This is a genomic window from Exiguobacterium sp. s63 (assembly GCF_018617335.1).
Classification (GTDB): domain Bacteria; phylum Bacillota; class Bacilli; order Exiguobacteriales; family Exiguobacteriaceae; genus Exiguobacterium.
The window spans coordinates 659457-673264 of sequence record NZ_JACSKB010000002.1; the positions used below are offsets into that span (position 1 = coordinate 659457).

The 13808-nt window shown below is 45.6% G+C and carries 16 protein-coding genes; 10 read left to right on the top strand and 6 right to left on the bottom strand.

Features of this window, described 5'->3' with window-relative positions; all coding sequences use genetic code 11:
• Nucleotides 1–44: 44 nt before the first annotated feature.
• Genes KNO90_RS10210 through KNO90_RS10235 form a run of 6 tightly spaced genes read right to left on the bottom strand, consistent with a single transcriptional unit; the run spans nt 45 to nt 2975 of the window.
• Nucleotides 45–554, bottom strand: coding sequence for a P-loop nucleotide/nucleoside kinase family protein (locus KNO90_RS10210; RefSeq protein WP_214740381.1), 510 nt, complete (start codon nt 552–554; stop codon nt 45–47).
• A 41-nt stretch (nt 555–595) separates the two neighbouring features.
• Entirely contained in the window at nt 596–1159 is a 564-nt protein-coding gene (locus tag KNO90_RS10215) for a GNAT family N-acetyltransferase (RefSeq protein WP_214740383.1), read from the bottom strand.
• Nucleotides 1147–1497, bottom strand: a complete 351-nt coding sequence (locus KNO90_RS10220) for a VOC family protein (RefSeq protein WP_214740385.1) — start codon at nt 1495–1497, stop codon at nt 1147–1149. Before KNO90_RS10220 ends, KNO90_RS10215 begins: the two co-directional genes overlap by 13 nt.
• The gene (locus KNO90_RS10225) at nt 1494–2015 is read right to left on the bottom strand and encodes a DNA topology modulation protein (protein ID WP_214740387.1); all 522 of its coding nucleotides are present in this window, start codon (nt 2013–2015) and stop codon (nt 1494–1496) included. Before KNO90_RS10225 ends, KNO90_RS10220 begins: the two co-directional genes overlap by 4 nt.
• Complete coding sequence (locus tag KNO90_RS10230; protein ID WP_214740389.1) at nt 2012–2482, bottom strand: NUDIX hydrolase; 471 nt, start codon at nt 2480–2482, stop codon at nt 2012–2014. The genes KNO90_RS10225 and KNO90_RS10230 overlap by 4 nt, the downstream gene beginning before the upstream one ends.
• Entirely contained in the window at nt 2475–2975 is a 501-nt protein-coding gene (locus KNO90_RS10235) for a hypothetical protein (protein ID WP_214740391.1), read from the bottom strand. The genes KNO90_RS10230 and KNO90_RS10235 overlap by 8 nt, the downstream gene beginning before the upstream one ends.
• A 137-nt stretch (nt 2976–3112) precedes the next feature.
• Between KNO90_RS10235 and KNO90_RS10240 the strand changes: the two genes are divergently transcribed.
• From KNO90_RS10240 to KNO90_RS10285, 10 genes are all read left to right on the top strand, one after another.
• Complete coding sequence (locus KNO90_RS10240; protein ID WP_214740393.1) at nt 3113–4579, top strand: phytoene desaturase family protein; 1467 nt, start codon at nt 3113–3115, stop codon at nt 4577–4579.
• Nucleotides 4580–4589: 10 nt separating this feature from the next.
• On the top strand, nt 4590–5048 hold the full coding sequence (locus KNO90_RS10245; protein ID WP_214740395.1) for a GNAT family N-acetyltransferase: 459 nt from the start codon (nt 4590–4592) through the stop codon (nt 5046–5048).
• A 58-nt stretch (nt 5049–5106) separates the two neighbouring features.
• Nucleotides 5107–5538 carry a YlbF/YmcA family competence regulator gene (locus KNO90_RS10250; RefSeq protein WP_012726155.1) on the top strand — a complete coding sequence of 144 codons (432 nt, stop codon included), beginning with the start codon at nt 5107–5109 and terminating at the stop codon, nt 5536–5538.
• Between the two features lie 53 nt (nt 5539–5591).
• Entirely contained in the window at nt 5592–8117 is a 2526-nt protein-coding gene (gene mutS / locus KNO90_RS10255) for a DNA mismatch repair protein MutS (protein ID WP_214740397.1), read from the top strand.
• Between the two features lie 4 nt (nt 8118–8121).
• On the top strand, nt 8122–9939 hold the full coding sequence (mutL, locus tag KNO90_RS10260; protein ID WP_215113513.1) for a DNA mismatch repair endonuclease MutL: 1818 nt from the start codon (nt 8122–8124) through the stop codon (nt 9937–9939).
• 165 nt (nt 9940–10104) lie between these two features.
• Nucleotides 10105–10752 carry a 50S ribosomal protein L25/general stress protein Ctc gene (locus KNO90_RS10265; RefSeq protein ID WP_215113514.1) on the top strand — a complete coding sequence of 216 codons (648 nt, stop codon included), beginning with the start codon at nt 10105–10107 and terminating at the stop codon, nt 10750–10752.
• A 145-nt stretch (nt 10753–10897) separates the two neighbouring features.
• A complete protein-coding gene (locus KNO90_RS10270) occupies nt 10898–11527 on the top strand; it encodes a hypothetical protein (protein ID WP_215113515.1) in 630 nt (209 codons plus the stop codon).
• Between the two features lie 311 nt (nt 11528–11838).
• The gene (locus KNO90_RS10275) at nt 11839–12207 is read left to right on the top strand and encodes a hypothetical protein (protein WP_214740405.1); all 369 of its coding nucleotides are present in this window, start codon (nt 11839–11841) and stop codon (nt 12205–12207) included.
• 133 nt (nt 12208–12340) lie between these two features.
• The gene (locus KNO90_RS10280; protein ID WP_214740407.1) at nt 12341–12640 is read left to right on the top strand and encodes a hypothetical protein; all 300 of its coding nucleotides are present in this window, start codon (nt 12341–12343) and stop codon (nt 12638–12640) included.
• 242 nt (nt 12641–12882) lie between these two features.
• Nucleotides 12883–13713, top strand: a complete 831-nt coding sequence (locus KNO90_RS10285) for a formate/nitrite transporter family protein (protein WP_215113542.1) — start codon at nt 12883–12885, stop codon at nt 13711–13713.
• Nucleotides 13714–13808 lie beyond the last annotated feature (95 nt).

Below are 13808 nucleotides of genomic sequence, written 5' to 3' on the forward strand. Positions count from 1 at the left end.
ATTATTAAAAAAAGAAACACTTTCAAGATGAAAGCGTTCTCTTCTTAGTTTTTCAAAAGATACGACATAATTCGCTCAATCGGAATTTCTCGATTGTCCATCGTATAAATTTGTAAGTAAGGATGGTTAGTAGGCCGTTTGCAGTGTTCATTCATCTTAGACCAATTCTCATACGAAACTTGATCAATTTGACTCGGTCGTCTGACACGGTTTCGAAGTCGTGCGTTAATTTCTTCGTATTCTTCATGACGACACTCGATATAACGATAAGTCGCTCCGTACTTGGTGGAAATCGCTATCCCTTTATCGAGCATTTCGTCATAGAGACAAGGACTGTCGAGAATGACGTTTTGTCCAAGTGATAGGTGATACTCGACGAGGGACCAATCGACATCATAAGCCATCTTCCCGATTTCTCCATCTGAGAAGTTGCCAATAGGAAGCGTATGGAGTAAGGCGGTCTTTGAAACATCATGATCGATGACGACCGCATGTACGTGTTGGATGATTCGTTTAGCTAATGTAGATTTTCCTGATCCAGGTGTTCCAGACATTTGAAGAAAAAACAGATGATCACCTCCCAACTAAATAGAAATCAATCTAAATCTTGATATTCCATGGTGTTCTTTGTTAATGCTTTATAGTAAATATTCGTTGATTCAAATCCCTCACTAGATTTTGTATAGTACGGTATTGATCCCGCTAAAATGTACTCGAGTGAAAGGTACAGGTGATTAGAAGAGTCTCCTTTCCTTGTATCGAGAATGATTACTTCTTTTCCTAAGTTTCTGACGACATTTTCGGCAGAGAGCATAAGTGCTCGTCCGATTCCTAATCGTCGAAAATCTGGATGTACCATTAATTTTGCAATTTCAACACGATGAACGCCGTTCGGTTTCATACACATATGTAATTGGATAGTGCCGACGATCATTTCATCTTGTACAGCGATTAATAATTGAATCTCGGGTTGAATGACGTTAGACCAATAAGTCATTGCATCTTCAAGCGTCATATCTGGAAGAAACCCTATTGAAGCTCCACCTTCAACGACATGAATCAATAAATGGCTCATTTCCTCAAGATAGTCTTCGATACAATCGACTTGAATAACCTGATATCGCTGATTAAAGGTTTGGTCCGATGTTAGCATTTGCATACCATGATGACGTTCCCGTCAAGATCTTTGAAATTGAGCCAATGTTCGTGCTCAATGGGTGTAATGACATTAATATCGCTTTGAATCATATAAGAATAAGCTTGATGAATATCGTGCGTATTTAAGTGAAACAGTGGTGTCTGGATGATGTTATCTTTTGAGTAGATTTTGCTATCTAAAACGAGGTTGGTACCCTCTAATGGAATGACATATAAATGGTCGAATAAGATCTCTCTTTTTGTTGAAAGATCGAATAAATCACAATACCAGTCACGCGCTTTTTGAATATCACTTACCGGAATAAAGATGGTGCCGATTTTGTGAAGGATAGGGTTCATAGGAATTCCTGCCTTTTCATTTGATTAATGAAGTTTGCAACATCTTTCCGAGATTTTAAGACGATGATCTGTTTCTCGTGAGAATATTGTTTGATTCGTTTGACCATCTCTGGCTTTTGAATGTCAGGAAAATTCCAAACCCATTTCAGGAATGCGAAATCGAGTTTTTCCTCACAGGATGCGCCCATATCCGGTCGTGTCGTACCACGATATCGGACGACTCGCTTGAGGACACGATATATACAGACGATGCGTGGAAGGTCGATCAAAATGACGGTATCTGCTGCCTGTAAACGTAAATCAAGCGTGTTCCCGAAGTTTCCATCGATGATCCATTGATCTTTCTTCACAAGCTGTTGTTGGATGTCAATTCGTTCTTCACTTGGTGCCATCACCCATCCCGGTCGCCACATGAGGGCGTCCAAATGATAGACATCGAGATGTAATCGTTCACCGAGTTGACGGGCGAGTGTGGATTTCCCCGCACCACCAGAACCGATGATTATGATTCGTTTCATACAGTCACTTCTTTCATAGATGGACTCGATAAGATTAACTTTGCCCGTGCATCAATGTTTTCTGGTAGATTTTGTAGTGAAAAATATTTTAAATCTATCCCTTCATCATCGTTTAAACATAACGTGCCCGTCACTGTGTCAGTGATGAATAAATGGGTAACATTATGCACTTGATCGCCATTTGGATATTCAAAGAAAAAATCAGGTCCAGAGAAAACTGAGATTAGAGTTAAGTGGTTGGAAGAGAGACCCGTTTCTTCATACAATTCTCGTTGTGCGGTTTGTTCGATGGTTTCTCCAGGTTCCATCGCCCCGCCAGGAAGTCCCCATTCCTTTGTATCTTTCCTTAGTTGTAATAAAAATTCTTGATTATCATTTTGTACAGCTATTGCAGCGCCGATCATAATGAAAGGACGGTGACCGATGAGTTCTCGCATCGAATGTATATAATTTTTCAACTTATTCATCCTCCAATACAATCCATTTCTTCAATTGACCGTCCTCTTCATAAATGACCCGCACATCCATCTGTCCGATGACGAGACGTTGTTCCGAACTGAACACGACGATCGGATAGTTCGTGGACACCGGCTTGTCCGTCTCAAAGATTGGGCTATGCGCCTGCATCGCGTAATAGCCGTCCGATCTCGTGTTGGCTGCGCCTGCATCAATCTGTGTCACATGGTCAAATCCTCTCAGTCTGAGCACATAACTATAAGACGTTCTCGCTCCCTGTTCGAGACGCCATTCTTCGATGATGGCTGATTTGTCGTCCATCGTTCGTTCTTCTAGCACTTTTTGTGCCGTATACTCTTTTTCGTAAGGAATCATCTCTTGGATGCTGACGACGGTCATCGTCGCAAGCTTGAGTGATTCCTCGGAAGGCGGGGTAATCAGTATACCAATAAAGATGAGAATTGGAATCAATAAATAGACCATGACACGACTACGCATTTTCATCACCTTACCTTTTCAGATATAAACTATTTCTGCATAAGAGAATCAGTTCCCTTCAAAAGATCGTTGGAATCTCAAAAACCGATTCATTTCTTCAAGTTTTTGAATGAGCAGGTATGATATAAAGAGGAGGGATGTACATGAAAATCGGGATCATAGGTGGAGGCGTTGCGGGTTTGACGGCAGCTGCGCTCGCGCAACAAAAAGGGCATGATGTGATTGTATTAGAAGCATCGCGTGAATGGGGTGGGTGTGCCGGTAAATTTCAACGGGGTGACTATTTGTTCCCGGCAGGCGCGACACTCGGAATGGGATTTGAAAAAGGTGGAGTCCATCAGCGTGTCCTTCAGAAATTGGGCGAATCGGTCGAGGTGACGTTACTTGACGAGGTGATGGACATTCAATTACCTGACGTCACCGTCACTTACTATCGCGACCGAATGCGCCTGCTTGAGGAGCTCAGTCGCGTGTTCTCAGAGCATTATGAGTCAATCCATGCGTTTTACCGAGAAGTGTGGGGAGATTTTGAGAGGATTCGTCCGCTGTTTCAGCAGTTACCTGCACTTCCACTTCGGACGACATCAGACATAGTTTACGCGCTGAAAGGTTTTCGACCGAATCAAATCACAGCGCTCCTGAAACTCCAGCGGCCACTCGGTGACACGTTAGCTCGTCACGGACTAAACGGTACGATGTTCGAGCGATTTATCGATGGCGTCCTGCTCGACAGTTTGCAGACCGGTGCGAAAGAAGCGAGTCATTTACTCGGTGCAGTGGCACTGTCGGTCTATCACGAAGGAGCGTTCTATGTTGAAGGTGGACTGTATCAATTGGCTCATGCGTTAGAGCGCGCCGTCCGAACGTTTGGTGGCGAAACGAAATTAGGGAGAGACGTCCAATCCATCGAACAGGTAACGGATGGATGGCTCATCACCGATCGAAGAGGACGACTTGAACTAGTCGATGTCGTTGTTTCCGCCATCCCGATTGAGCGGACGAGCGAATTTCTGAGAGGACAAGAACAACGACGCTTCAAACGACAATATCGCAGACAATTGAAGCAGTCGCAATGGGGCACGTTCAGCCTTTACCTCGTCTTGCCTGAGGATGTGTGTCAACAGCAACCACTATTTCAACAAATCTATCACGAGCGATTACCGAGTGGGCATGCGTTCATTTCGATGTCCGCGCCAGGTGACGTGTTACGGACAGAACGACCGGAACGGACCATCACGGTATCCACACATATCGATTTATCAGAATGGCAACATTGGAAAGATCGGGCGGCATATGAGAAACTAGAACAAGATTGGACCAATCGTCTCGTCGACGTCGTCGCGACTGCATTTCCCGATTGGGACCGCGAGTCGTCACTACTTCTGCCTGGTGGACCCGGGGCATGGGTGAAGTATACGAAGCGTCCACACGGAGCAGTTGGAGGATATGCCCAGACGCCAAGCCAGGCACTCTTTCGTGCGGCAAGTTATCGTACCGACTTGCCGAACTTCTATGTGTGCGGGGATACGGTATTTCCGGGAGCAGGGACGATTGGCGCGATGACGAGCGGATTACATGTCGCCCGGGCACTCGGGGTGACGATTGATTAGGGGGATATTGATGAAGATAAAAGCGTTTGATGAACTGACAACGATGGAATTGTATCGCTTACTGGCATTACGGACTGAGATATTTGTGGTCGAACAGAACTGTCCGTACCAAGAGGTGGATGGAAAGGACGTAGCAGCCATCCATTATTGGATGGAAGAAGATGGAGAGATCGTCTCTGCGCTTCGCGTGTTAACGGAAGCATCTCCGGTCGCCATCGGACGTGTCGTCACGAAAGCGACGCATCGAGGGAAAGGGTATTCCCGCCTCTTGATGGATGCGGCAATCAAGGACTTCGGTCATGAGACATTATATCTGCAAGCGCAGACGTATGTGGAACCTTTTTATGCCTCGTTTGGCTTCAAACGGACGAGTGATGTGTATCAAGAAGACAGCATTCCGCACGTCGATATGTTACGAGAATCCTCGAATCCCGCTAGTACCGTTTCCGAATCGTTCATGTTAGAATGAGAAAGAACATTCACGTGCCATTGAGCACGATTACATTATAGACATAAAGGGGTTTACAATGGTGACCGATCAACAAGTAATTGCAAAAGCAAGAGAATTGGCAGACGTATTAGCACAAACACCAGAAGTGGCGCGTTTCAAAGAAGCGGAAGCGAAAGTGAACGGAAGTGACCGCGTACAGACGTTGATTAAACGAATCAAGTTCTTACAAAAAGAAGCCGTCAACTGTAAGCACTACGGCAAGACGGAAGCACTTGCGAAAGTCGAGCAAAAGATTGATAAAGCGATGGAAGAACTTGACTCGATTCCGGTCGTTCAAGCGTTCCAAGAAACACAAGTCGAAGTGAACGATTTACTTCAATACGTGACGGTCACGCTCGCGAACTCCGTGACGGACCGTATCATCGAATCGACGGACGGCGACGTCCTTGCAGGGAAGACAGGGAGCGGCATGGCGGCTGAACAAGCACGCGGCGGCTGCGGATACTAAAACGACACAGCTGGCCGATGGTCAGCTGTTGTACTTTCTAGAGGTGAATCAACATGCAAGAAGTCCATCAAACACCAATGATGAAACAATATTTCTCCATCAAGGCAGACTATCCGGACGCCTTTTTATTCTATCGACTCGGTGATTTTTACGAGTTGTTTTTTGAAGATGCACAAATTGTCGCAAAGGAGTTAGAGCTCACGCTCACTTCTAAAAACGGGAAACAGGCCGAGCATCCAATCCCGATGTGTGGCGTTCCGCATCATTCCGCGGCAATCTATATCGAGCAACTGATCGAAAAAGGATTCAATGTCGCCATCTGTGAACAGACGGAAGACCCGAAGGCGACGAAAGGACTCGTGAAGCGAGAAGTCATCCAAGTGATCACGCCGGGTACATACATGGCGTCACTCAGTGAAAAAGAGAACCGTTATCTCGTCGCCATCTCCGACGTCGCAGGACGATTCGGAATTGCTCGCGGTGACGTCACGACGGGGGAATCATGGTTGACGACGCTCTCGTCAGAAGAGGCCGTCTTACGTGAAATCGAAGGATTGCTCCCGAACGAGGTCATCGTCGAAGACGAACGACTCGCTGACTTGTTACGACAGACCGGCATTCCTCTCTCGATTCAAGTGGACAAGCGGGAGAGTCCGCTCGCACAAGGTGCGAAAGACGAGGCACAACGCTCGGCATTTGAATTGCTGTTTGCCTATCTCACGAAAACACAGAAACGTTCGCTCGATCACTTGCAACCAGCTGTCGCCTATGAGGTTGAACAGCATATGCAACTCGATGCCAATACGGCCCGAAATCTTGAACTGTTCCGTTCGGCTCGTTCGGGAGAACGGAAAGGGTCACTCCTTTCACTCCTTGATGAGACGACGACGGCGATGGGCGGTCGTTTATTGAAGCGTTGGCTCGAACAGCCACTCTATACAGAGCAAGGCATCAAAGAGCGACAGGACGCCGTCGAGAACTTAGTGGACGACTTCATGTTGCGCGATCAACTACAAGAAGAGCTGAAGCGAGTCTACGATATCGAACGCCTTGTCGCAAAAGTCGGGTACGGGACGGCGAATGCGCGAGACCTTGTCCAATTACGCGACACACTCGAGCGGATGCCAGCCGTCCGGTCACTCTTACAAACGGTGAAAGCCGATCGCTTGCTGCAAATCGAACAGAATCTTGACTCGTTCGAGACGTTGAGTGGACAGCTACGGGCTGCCCTCGTCGATTCACCCCCGATCTCGACGAAAGAAGGTGGGATGATTCGTCACGGGTATTCGGATGAGCTCGACGAACTGCTAGAAGCGAAAGCGCACGGGAAATCGTGGATTGCCAACCTCGAGCAACAGGAACGCATCGCGACCGGCATCAAGTCGTTAAAGGTCGGGTATAACCGCGTATTCGGTTACTACTTGGAAGTGACGAAAGCGAATGCGAAGTTACTTGAAGAAGGACGTTATGAGCGGAAGCAGACGTTGACGAATGCGGAACGATACATCACGCCAGAACTGAAAGAGAAGGAAGCCCTGATCTTAGGTGCGGAAGAGAAGAGCTGTACGCTCGAATATGACTTGTTTGTCGCGCTCCGCGAAGAAGTGAAGACGTACACGAAGGACCTTCAACAATTGGCCCGTTCACTCAGTGAGTTGGATGTGCTCCTCGCCCTTGCCGTCGTGGCGGAGAAGCGGGAATACGTACGCCCAGTTACGACATCTCACGTCCAAATTGAACGTGGACGTCACCCTGTCATTGAGACGGTCTTGCCGCGAGGCGAATATGTCGCCAATGACTTGACGCTTGACGACACACGTCAAATGTTACTCATCACCGGACCGAACATGTCCGGTAAATCGACGTATATGCGTCAATTTGCCTTAATTGCAATCCTTCATCAGATCGGTTCATTCGTCCCGGCAGAAGCGGCGGAACTCCCGCTCTTTGACCGCATCTTCACACGGATCGGTGCAGCGGACGATTTGGTGAGCGGACAGTCGACGTTCATGGTCGAGATGACCGAGACGCGCCAAGCCGTCACCGAGGCAACGAACCATAGTCTGATTCTATTGGATGAGATTGGTCGGGGGACGTCAACGTATGACGGAATGGCGCTCGCACAGGCAATTGTCGAATATATCGCCTCAACAATCGGAGCGAAGACACTCTTCTCGACGCACTATCATGAACTGACAGTGCTCGAAGATTCGATTCCGACACTTGAGAATGTTCATGTCCGGGCGATTGAACGGGATGGACGAGTCGTCTTCCTCCATGAGGTACATCCAGGACGTGCCGACAAGTCGTATGGGATTCACGTGGCGGAATTGGCTGAACTTCCGGATTCATTGATTGACCGGGCTCGGACGATCCTGTCAGAACTCGAATCCGAAGCAACGAAACCGAGTTTGAACGAGCAACCTTCTCCACCAGTGGAAGAAGTCAGCCAGTTGTCATTGTTCGAGTCGAATGACGTCGTACGGGAGCAACTGCTCAAACTCGATTTGTTGGCAATGAATCCAATCGAAGCGATGCAGGCGCTCTATGAACTGCAACAGACCGCAAAGAAAGGGTGAGTCGATGGGAATCATTCGAGAGTTACCGGAACAACTCGCGAACCGAATCGCAGCCGGGGAGGTCGTGGAACGACCGGCTTCCGTCGTCAAAGAATTAGTCGAAAATGCGATTGATGCGGGAGCGACGAAAGTGGACGTCGACTTACAAGAGGCGGGTATCCGTCTTATTAAAGTCCGTGACAACGGGCATGGGTTCCATGAAGAAGACGCGGCGCGAGCCTTCTTGCGGCATGCGACGAGTAAAATCCGTGACGAGCATGACTTGTTCCGGATTCGGACGCTTGGCTTCCGCGGTGAGGCACTCGCCTCGATCGCGTCGGTCAGTCACGTCTCGTTGAAGTCGAAGCGAGCAGATGAAGATGGTTTTGAGATGACGCTTGAAGGCGGTGTCGTCACAGCGACCAATCCGGCGGCGACGAACGTCGGGACTGAAATCGCGGTCAGTCAGCTCTTCTTCAACACACCAGCCCGTCTGAAATATTTGAAGACATCGGCGACTGAGCTCGCGAGCATTACGGATACGTTGAACCGATTGGCGCTGTCTCATCCGGAGATTCGTTTCACCGTCTTCCACGAAGAAAAAGAATTGTTGCGTACGAACGGGAATGGGGACTTGAAGCAAGTCATGCTCGCCATCTATGGTCGCCAAGTCGCCGCACAAATTGTTACGGCGTCGAGTAAGACGAACGACTATACGTTGAGCGCGCATCTCGTTCGCCCGGAAGTGACCCGTTCGAACAAACAGTACGTGACTCTCATCTTAAACGGTCGAAGCATCAAGAACTTTGCGCTGACCCAAAGCGTGCTCGAAGGCTATCACACGCTCTTACCGATCGGACGCTATCCGATTGCCGTGCTCGAGGTGAAGATGGATCCGATGTTGATTGACGTGAACGTCCATCCGACAAAACGTGAAGTACGTTTGTCGAAAGAAAAAGAACTGTGCCAGCTCATCCGAGAGACCGTTCAATTGACGCTCCGGGAGCAACGTCTCATTCCGTCTGTGAAACAAGAAGCGAAGCCGAAACGTGTGACACCGTCTGAACAGTCGAAACTCGACTTTTCGATGGAGCCGCAACCTAAACAAGCCGACACCGTCGAGTGGAACTATCCGATTCCTCGGGATCGAAAAGAGTCGCTCACGTCTCCTTCCCAATGGAATCCGGCTCCGCTCGTTCATGAACCGGAGGCAGAGATGATCGAACCAAAACAGGTCGAAGAGCCTGTACGTCAGTCCGAGCGTCTTCCGGCGTTAGACGTCATCGGGCAACTCCATTCGAGTTATATCATCTGTGGAGCGGAAGACGGGATGTACGTGATGGACCAACATGCCGCCCAGGAACGCATCAAGTATGAGTTGTTTTATGAGCAGTTAGGACGTCCGGAAAAAGAGTATCAGCTCCTGTTGATTCCGCTGACGTTAGAGTTCACGCAAGAAGAGACGCTCGCCATCGAAGAAGTGCTCCCGCTTCTAGCGGATGCCGGCATCACGTTAGAGCCGTTTGGGGGTAACACGTTCCTTGTACGTGAAATTCCAACATGGTATCCGCAACATGACTTAGAGGGTACAATTCGTGATCTAGTGGAGATGGCTATTCAGCAGCGGTCAATCGACATCGCGAAATATCGTGAGGAAGCATCGATCCTCATGGCGTGTAAACGATCCATCAAAGCGAATCATCCACTCAATATGGAGATGATGCGACAATTGATTGATGATTTGAGTCGAACGACGTCTCCGTTCACGTGTCCGCACGGGCGACCGATTCTCGTGAAGTGGAGCACGTATGAACTCGAGAAATTGTTCAAACGCGTCATGTAATCGTCTTGTTACCTTGTTTTAACACGATGTAACGTTTATGCAGGAGCCCTCATGGGAAAACTATACACATGTCACTCAACGCATCGAGGTTGAGAGGTGGCTTTTTCACTGCCTCACCCTCAAGATGCCGACATGAAATGTATATCCATGTAGGAGGAAAAGAAAATGACGAACAAACTTCAAGTATCAAAACGAGAATTACGCCCACGATCACTACGCACGAAGTTGCGTAACGAAGGAAAAGCGTTAGGCGTTGTCTATGGTTACAAAGTAGACAGCACGCCAATCGTGTTTGACGAGATGGACCTTCGTAAAATTCTTCGAGACCACGGTGACAACGCCTTGATCGAACTCCATTTCGATGGAAACAAGATCAACACGCTCGTGCACGGATCGGAAACGGATCCGTTCACAAACTTCTATCAGCACGTCGAATTTATGGCTGTGAAGATGGATGAAGAGACAGAAGTCGAAGCGGATATCGTCCTCGTTGGCGACGCGAAAGGCGTCAAAGAAGGCGGATATCTCGCCCAGTCACTCTATAAAGTGACGGTCGCAGCGACACCTGCCAACATCCCTGAACGCATCGAACTTGACGTGTCAGACCTCGAAATCGGTGACTCGGTGACGGTAGCGGATCTTCCAGAAGACAAATCGTACACGATCGTCTCGGAACCAGATATGCACATCGCCTCTGTGAATGAGCCGGTTGCTGAGGAAGAGGAAGAAACTGAATCAGAGGAAGGTTCAACTGAAGAAGCTTCAGAAGGATCTTCTGAAGAAACAGAAGAATCGACTGAGGATAAAGAATAAGCAATTCGATTATAAAAGAGGAGCATCGTCCCTAGATGGGGCGATGCTCCTCTTTTTTCAGTATTGTTTCGCTAATCTTGTCTACAACTGATAACGTAATTATTAAGAAGCTTTTCTTCATTTTTAGTATCGGAAGGTGATCACTATGCAAGAGCTTACAATTATTGAAAGGAAGCATCTACATAAGCAGATTGGAGATAATTTTGATAATTATTTCATTATAGGTGAAATTAAAAAGGTTTATGAGATCACTAGTTATGATGATTTAACTATTAACGATAACAAAAAAGCTTTAATTGATTTTTTGGTTTACCAAAATGTATATCCAATAGTCATAACATTTATATTATCTAAAAATATAAGTCAGGATAATGAGATGGTTGAAAAAATGGATTCAAGGAAAATTAAATATTCTATGAACGATTGTGCTGAGAATGAGAATTCTTTTTATTACTGCAATGCAAAAATAGAAAACGAAAAAGATTTAAGGTTTTTGATTAACGAAACGTACTGGATGCCTGCTCAAAATGGGTTTTATAACATTATCTTTAAAGATAAATTGAATTTTACTTTAAAAAAATATGGTAAGTGGCTGTTCTCTAGCACTCAATTTGTACCTTTAATTGATATGAGTATACCAACTTCTTTTATTAAAATAGATGGAGATGGACTTGGGTTTATTTTATTTTCTAATGAAAAAAAATATGAATCTATTGAAGAATTAACAAAGAATATACCTCAAAAATTTTACATTGATTATTTAGACGAAAAATGAATTATGAGGGCCTCAGTTTGAGCATGTTATAACGCATAGTCATGTTACATAGATACTATGAAAAATGATATGTATGATGAGGTTTGGGGGTCTACTCATGATGACTCTTTGTTAGAATTATATAAACTGATAATAGCGGGTTTATCGATGTGAGGAATACAGTCCGTAGAGTTGGAATAAGACTAAATTTAGCCAGATCATATAGCTTTGTATCATGATGTTCATTTATACAATCAAAATTATAAAAACCATTTAAAACTTGTGAAGCCACGTGGTTTAAGCAACACATATTCCATACAGAAGGTGAAAAAATGAAAGCTCAGGAAATATTAAGAGAAATCGAAAAAATACACTACTGGGATGCGCGCGTTTTAGGATTCGATTGCCGTTATTTTGGAGATGAGGTTTTAATAAAGATTGAAGATGAGGAAGAGAGTTATCGTCACTACGAGATTGAATTTTTAGGTTGTATTAAAGTAGAGGTTTCTACCGCTCTAGATGATCGAACAATGCCAATCAAAGAACTGACGAGGGGACAACGCCCATATTTCATGCAGGATATTAGCATCGATAGTTACGAATTAGAGGGGCAGGAAATATTTATATGCCATCTCTTATTGCCTCCTGTTGCGGCAGAGATTCATTTCACGAAAATTAGAATCGGAAAGGAATATCACTGATAAATTTTACAATGTCTGAATCGCAATAGTCGACCAAGAGACAGTTAATAAATATATATTGAACTATCATGAAATGCAGTGATTACAGAAGAACATTATAATGCTATTCATAAAAATGAGTGAGGTGTATAATATGTCATACAAATCGATACAATCGCTATTACCTGTTAAAGAAAAGGCAATCCTGTTGGATCAGGTCGAAGGATTGAATAGATATCTTTGTATTCTACCGAACGATGAATTAGAAAGTCAGTTTGGAGATTTAGAAGAGTTCACAAAACAAGGCTTTGCAGTCGTAGGTTATGAAGATTTGCTAGGAGATTTTGTAGGAGTGGACATAAAGAGTGGACACCTTTTGATTGTTAATCATGAAACGCTTCATGTAGAGGAAAGATTAAATTTAACATTTGATGAACTCATGAGAAAGGATTAATCCCTTATTTTAACGATTGGCTTCATAAACTTTGTCTTATTATTCTCCCGAAAATTGGGAGAATTTTTGTTTGTCACAAATCCGCCATATGTAAACGATTACGATGTGAACACTCTGTCAATTCATGCAAGACAGGATTGCCAACAGAGACTGTACAGTTTATATTGTTAATGATTTCACATATTAGAACTGATACTTTCCTATTTAATTATTCAGAAAGAAGGGTTTGTGACATGGCATCAATGGAAATCCATGCACTCGAATCATTGCGAAAAAAAGCACAGGCTTCCACTCAAATGATTCATTATCGTCCAATGGAATACTTTTTACGGGCAATGTTAGCCGGGATCTTTATCGGCTTTGCCTCAATCTTTACCTTGAAAGTCGTCAACGGTATGTATTTAGCGGAATCTCCGTTCACGACACTCATCGGAGGCTTCTCGTTCGGGATCGCGCTCGTCATGATTATCTATGGGGGAGCTGAGTTGTTCACGGGGAATACGATGTATTTCACAACGTCGACGCTTCGTGGTTATACGACGCTCAGTGATACGATGCTCGTCTGGTTGCTCTGCTTCGTCGGGAACGCACTCGGGGGAATTTTATTCGCCTTACTACTTGCACCGACTGGCGTCATCCAAGAACTCGGGATGAACAACTGGTTGTTCTCCGTTGTTGAAAGTAAAATGCATCATACGACGGTCGAAATTTTCTTCCGCGCCATCTTCTGTAACTGGATGGTCTGTCTCGCTATTTTCTTACCGAAACAAATGAAAAATGAGTTCGCTCAAATCTTCTCGATGATCTTCCTTGTCGCGGTCTTCTTCGCATCAGGATTTGACCACGTCATCGCCAACTTCGTCTTGTTCGCCTTGACGCTCGTCGTCCCACACCCTGAGACGATCAGCATGGCAGGTGCGATTCACAACTTGATTCCTGCAACGTTCGGTAACATTATCGGTGGAGCGCTCTTCATGGGAGCCATCTATACGTGGTTGAACTCGAAAGGTCTCCGTGAGGTACAAGAATTAGAGGAAGAAGTCGAATTAAAAGTCGTGAAAGCTGCTAAATAAATGATGTTTGTCACATATAACGTAGAGCCTTGTCTTACCGAAGACGAGGCTCTTTTTTATCGTATGACCACACGTAAACTGTCACAATATCGACT

What these genes read in the sequence shown, in the direction of transcription:
- KNO90_RS10250 (WP_012726155.1), top strand. Translation starts at nt 5,107, where the DNA reads ATGGTGACCGATCAACAAGTAATTGCAAAAGCAAGAGAATTGGCAGAC.
- mutL (WP_215113513.1), top strand. Translation starts at nt 8,122, where the DNA reads ATGGGAATCATTCGAGAGTTACCGGAACAACTCGCGAACCGAATCGCA.
- KNO90_RS10270 (WP_215113515.1), top strand. Translation starts at nt 10,898, where the DNA reads ATGCAAGAGCTTACAATTATTGAAAGGAAGCATCTACATAAGCAGATT.
- KNO90_RS10230 (WP_214740389.1), bottom strand. Translation starts at nt 2,482, where the DNA reads ATGAATAAGTTGAAAAATTATATACATTCGATGCGAGAACTCATCGGT.
- KNO90_RS10275 (WP_214740405.1), top strand. Translation starts at nt 11,839, where the DNA reads ATGAAAGCTCAGGAAATATTAAGAGAAATCGAAAAAATACACTACTGG.
- KNO90_RS10215 (WP_214740383.1), bottom strand. Translation starts at nt 1,159, where the DNA reads ATGCAAATGCTAACATCGGACCAAACCTTTAATCAGCGATATCAGGTT.
- KNO90_RS10280 (WP_214740407.1), top strand. Translation starts at nt 12,341, where the DNA reads ATGTCATACAAATCGATACAATCGCTATTACCTGTTAAAGAAAAGGCA.
- KNO90_RS10265 (WP_215113514.1), top strand. Translation starts at nt 10,105, where the DNA reads ATGACGAACAAACTTCAAGTATCAAAACGAGAATTACGCCCACGATCA.
- KNO90_RS10245 (WP_214740395.1), top strand. Translation starts at nt 4,590, where the DNA reads ATGAAGATAAAAGCGTTTGATGAACTGACAACGATGGAATTGTATCGC.
- KNO90_RS10285 (WP_215113542.1), top strand. Translation starts at nt 12,883, where the DNA reads ATGGAAATCCATGCACTCGAATCATTGCGAAAAAAAGCACAGGCTTCC.
- KNO90_RS10210 (WP_214740381.1), bottom strand. Translation starts at nt 554, where the DNA reads ATGTCTGGAACACCTGGATCAGGAAAATCTACATTAGCTAAACGAATC.
- KNO90_RS10240 (WP_214740393.1), top strand. Translation starts at nt 3,113, where the DNA reads ATGAAAATCGGGATCATAGGTGGAGGCGTTGCGGGTTTGACGGCAGCT.
- KNO90_RS10220 (WP_214740385.1), bottom strand. Translation starts at nt 1,497, where the DNA reads ATGAACCCTATCCTTCACAAAATCGGCACCATCTTTATTCCGGTAAGT.
- KNO90_RS10235 (WP_214740391.1), bottom strand. Translation starts at nt 2,975, where the DNA reads ATGAAAATGCGTAGTCGTGTCATGGTCTATTTATTGATTCCAATTCTC.
- mutS (WP_214740397.1), top strand. Translation starts at nt 5,592, where the DNA reads ATGCAAGAAGTCCATCAAACACCAATGATGAAACAATATTTCTCCATC.
- KNO90_RS10225 (WP_214740387.1), bottom strand. Translation starts at nt 2,015, where the DNA reads ATGAAACGAATCATAATCATCGGTTCTGGTGGTGCGGGGAAATCCACA.